Source organism: Cellulomonas biazotea, assembly GCF_004306155.1.
GTDB classification, from domain to species: domain Bacteria; phylum Actinomycetota; class Actinomycetes; order Actinomycetales; family Cellulomonadaceae; genus Cellulomonas; species Cellulomonas biazotea.
This window is the reverse complement of sequence record NZ_BIMR01000299.1, coordinates 1-3860: the sequence shown is the minus strand read 5'-3', so window position 1 is coordinate 3860 and position 3860 is coordinate 1. Positions and strand designations below refer to the sequence as shown.

General features: G+C 75.6%; 5 protein-coding genes. All 5 read right to left on the bottom strand.

The window, feature by feature from the left end:
- Positions 1-1233 (bottom strand): methyl-accepting chemotaxis protein (locus CBZ_RS17060; protein WP_130782679.1); only part of this gene is annotated, 1233 nt, incomplete at its 3' end.
- 180 nt (positions 1234-1413) lie between these two features.
- Complete coding sequence (locus CBZ_RS17055) at positions 1414-1998, bottom strand: DUF5063 domain-containing protein (RefSeq protein WP_130782678.1); 585 nt, start codon at positions 1996-1998, stop codon at positions 1414-1416.
- A 31-nt stretch (positions 1999-2029) separates the two neighbouring features.
- A complete protein-coding gene (recR, locus tag CBZ_RS17050) occupies positions 2030-2629 on the bottom strand; it encodes a recombination mediator RecR (RefSeq protein ID WP_130782677.1) in 600 nt (199 codons plus the stop codon).
- 78 nt (positions 2630-2707) lie between these two features.
- Positions 2708-3145 carry a VOC family protein gene (locus tag CBZ_RS17045; RefSeq protein WP_130782676.1) on the bottom strand — a complete coding sequence of 146 codons (438 nt, stop codon included), beginning with the start codon at positions 3143-3145 and terminating at the stop codon, positions 2708-2710.
- Positions 3146-3154: 9 nt separating this feature from the next.
- The gene (locus CBZ_RS17040; RefSeq protein WP_130782675.1) at positions 3155-3472 is read right to left on the bottom strand and encodes a hypothetical protein; all 318 of its coding nucleotides are present in this window, start codon (positions 3470-3472) and stop codon (positions 3155-3157) included.
- Positions 3473-3860: the final 388 nt, after the last annotated feature.

Below are 3860 nucleotides of genomic sequence, written 5' to 3'. Positions count from 1 at the left end.
GCCGGCGACGACCGCGAAGCCCTTGCCGGCCTCCCCGGCGCGCGCGGCCTCGATCGTCGCGTTGAGCGCGAGCAGGTTCGTCTGCTCCGCGATCGACGTGATGAGCTTGACGACGTTCCCGATCTCCGCCGACGACGCGCCGAGGCGCGACACGGAGTCGTTCGCGCTCGTCGCCGCACCGGTCGCGGCCTGCGCGACCTTCGTCGCCTCGTGCGCGTTCTGCGCGATCTCCCGGATCGACGCGCCCATCTGCTCGGCGCCGGCGGCGACGGACTGCACGTTGCGCGACACCTGCTCGGCGGCGGCCGCGACCGCACCGGCCTGGACCGACGTCTCCGCGGAGCCCGACGACACCTGGCTCGTCGCGGCCGACAGCTCCTCCGCGGCCGCGGACACCGTCTGCGAGACCTCGACGACACCCGTCACGAGGGTGCGCAGGCGCGTCTGGGCCGTGCCGAGCGCCTCGACCAGGTCGCCGATCTCGTCGCGCGCGTCCCGCTCGACGTGCTGCGTCAGGTCCCCGGCACCGACGGCGGCGAGCGCGTCCACCGTGCGCGACAGGCGCCGACGGATCGAGCGGGACACGGAGACCGCGAGGGTGAGCGCCAGCGCGATGCCGACGACCAGTGCGACCCCGACCTCGACGAGCGCGATCCGCACTTCGCCCGCCGTGTGCTCGGAGAGCTCGGCAGCGGCCTCGCCCTGCGACGTGGTCTCCGCCTGGATCGCGTCCATGACGCCCGTCGTCAGGCCACGCACGGTCTCCTGGAAGTACGTCCCGAAGCCCTCGACGTCGCCCGCGTCCGCGAGCGGGAACAGCGTGCCCTCGGCGGCACCGTAGTAGGCGGCGAGGGCGTCACGGATGGCGGGCACACCCTCGGGGTCGATCGCGTTCGGCTCGTACGCGTCGAGCTGCGAGGTCAGGTCGACCTGCCGCTCGTCGAGCTCGGTGCGCAGCTCCGCGCGGGTCGCGTCGTCCGCGACGCCGTACTGGATGACCCGCGCCCGGTCGCCCTGGAACGCGCGCTGGATCTCGGTGAGCTGCTGCAGCGGCTGGACCCGGTCGGTGTACATCGACGCGGCGTCGTTGCCGACCGCGCGCGTCCCGACGACCGTCACCCCCGCGACGAGGACGGCGGCGAGCGCCATCACGCCGGCGACGGCCATGATCTTCGTGCGGATCGACCGGTCCGCGAACGGGCGTCGGGCGGTCGGGGCGGGCGTGCTGGTCATCGGGGTGCTCTCCTGGGGACTGGACGAGTTGCCGTCGTGGTCCCCCGCGGGCCGCGGGCGCGCACGTGGTCCCCAGCTCGCCGGTGACCACCCCACCCATCGGCCGGGCAGGCGGTGTCCTGAGCGGTCCGCCGTCACCGACCTGCGTCGACGTCGACCAGACCGTCAGGCGGCAGCCCGTCAGGACTGGAGCGCGTCGTACTCCGCCTCGGCCGCGACGTCGTCGTCGACGTCGAGCCGCAGGTGCGCGAGCATCGTCTGGATCGCCCGCAGGACGCCCGAGCCGCGCTCGCCCCAGTCGGACAGGTAGGAGAACTGCCACCACCACAGCGCCTCCAGGGCGGCGCCGGTCTCGTAGTGCCGCAGCCCCTGCGCGAGCGCGCCGGCGATCGCGACCAGGTCGCCCGACACCGACGACCGCTCGACCTCGGGGGTCACCAGCGGGTCGACGACCTCCGCGTACTCGTCGATGCCCTCGAAGACGTTCGCGAGCGCGGTCCGCAGCGGGTCGACGTCCGGGTCGGGGCCCAGGTCCGGCTCGAACCGCTCCGCCGGGACGACGTCGGTCGTCGCGCCCAGCCGGGCACCGACCGCGAGGACGTCCGACACGGCGAGCAGCAGCAGGGGCAGCGTCGCCTCCGGGCTCGTGCCCGCCGCGACCTCGGTGACCACCGTCAGGTAGCTGCGCGACTCCTCCGCGACCGCGCGCGCCAGGTCGAGCAGGTCGCCGTCGGCCGTCGACCCCTCGCTGCGTGCCGTGTCCATCCGGACCACCCCTTCCCCCGTGCCTCGCCTGTCAGGCGCTGATGCGCCGCCGTCCTTCGAAGGCCCGCCCGAGCGTGACCTCGTCCGCGTACTCCAGGTCGCCCCCGACAGGCAGGCCCGACGCCAGCCGGCTGACCGTCAGCCCCATCGGGACGAGCAGCCGCGCCAGGTACGTCGCGGTCGCCTCGCCCTCGACGTTCGGGTCGGTCGCGAGGATCACCTCGGTCACCGTGCCGTCGGCCAGGCGCGACATGAGCTGCGCGATGCGCAGGTCGTCGGGCCCGACGCCCGCGATCGGGTTGATGGCCCCGCCGAGCACGTGGTACTTGCCGCGGAACTCGCGGGTGCGCTCGATCGCGACGACGTCCTTCGGCTCCTCGACGACGCAGATCGTCGCCGGCGAGCGGCGCGGGTCACGGCAGACCCGGCACTGCTCCTCCTGCGCGACGTTGCCGCAGACCTCGCAGAACCGCACCCGGCGCTTGACCTCGACGAGGGCGTCCGACAGCCGCCGGACGTCCGCCGGGTCCGCGGACAGGATGTGGAACGCGATGCGCTGGGCGCTCTTCGGACCGACGCCGGGCAGCCGCCCGAGCTCGTCGATCAGGTCCTGGACCGCGCCCTCGTACACGCGCCCAGCCTACGGCGTGGGCGGGCGCGGGTCGGGACGCCGACGGTGCCGCGCCGTGGACGTGCAGGTGAGGGACGGTCAGACGGGGTCGTGCGCGACGAGCTCGACCTCGAAGCCCGCGACGTCCTCCAGGTAGGCCGCGTAGTGGCCCGGCCCGCCCGCGTACGGGTGCCGGTCCGCGAACAGCAGCGACCAGCCGTGCTCGGGGGCTCGCGCGACGACCGCGTCCACCTCCGCACGCGTCCCCGCGTGGAACGCCACGTGGTTGAGCCCCGGGCGCCGACGTTCGTGGGTCGTGCCCGGCGCGACGTCCGGCCCGGACTCCAGCACGACGTACGACCCGTCGGGCGCCGCCCAGCTGCGGCCGTGCGGCCACCGGTCCCGTGGGACGAGGCCGATCGCGCGCAGCAGCCAGTCCCACCGCTCCTCGGACGCGGCGAGGTCCGGGCACCACAGCTCCAGGTGGTGCAGGGTGCCGCGGCGCGGCGGTCCGGACGGTCGGGTCGGCACGCTCATCTCACGGGGTCACTGCGGGTCGTCGAACTGCTCGTCGATGACGGTCCCGCCGAGGATCTGCGCGACGAGCGGCGCTCCGACGAGCGTCGACGAGCCGATGTCCGGGTCGTCGGGCGACGGCTCGTCGACGACCTGGCGGGACGCCGACCGGGCCGCCGACTCGCGGGCCGCGGCCGCCATGCCGCGCTCACGCGCCGTCGAACCCCGACCCGGCTCGACGTCGGGCGGAGGACCGTCGGGGACGCCTGGCTCGCCGGGGTCGTCGTCGGGGGGCTCGGGCAGCGGCGGCTCGTCGTCCCACGACGCCGCGGCCTCGGCGGAGCTCACGACGCGGGAGGTCGGGTCGGACGTCGCCGGGCGACGGGCCGGGACCGGCGCCGGGCTGGACGTCGAGCCGGCACCCGCACCCGCACTCGTGCCTGCGCCTGCGCCTGACGGGAGGTTCGCAACCTCGCCGCGGCCTGCCACCGGGCCGGACGTGCCGTCGCCGGCCCTCGCCGGGCCGCCGGAGCCGTCGGACGCGCCGGAGGCCCCGTCGCGCGCCGAGTCGTCGACACCGGACGCCGAGGCGGGCGACCCGCTCGCGGCGGTGCCGCCACTCGCACTCGCACTGCCCGCACCGGCACTGCCCGCAGTGCCCGCGTCCGTCCCGCTCGCGCCCGACGCGCCGGGCCCGCCCGCACCCCGGCCGCCTGCCGGGCCGGCAGGTCCGAAG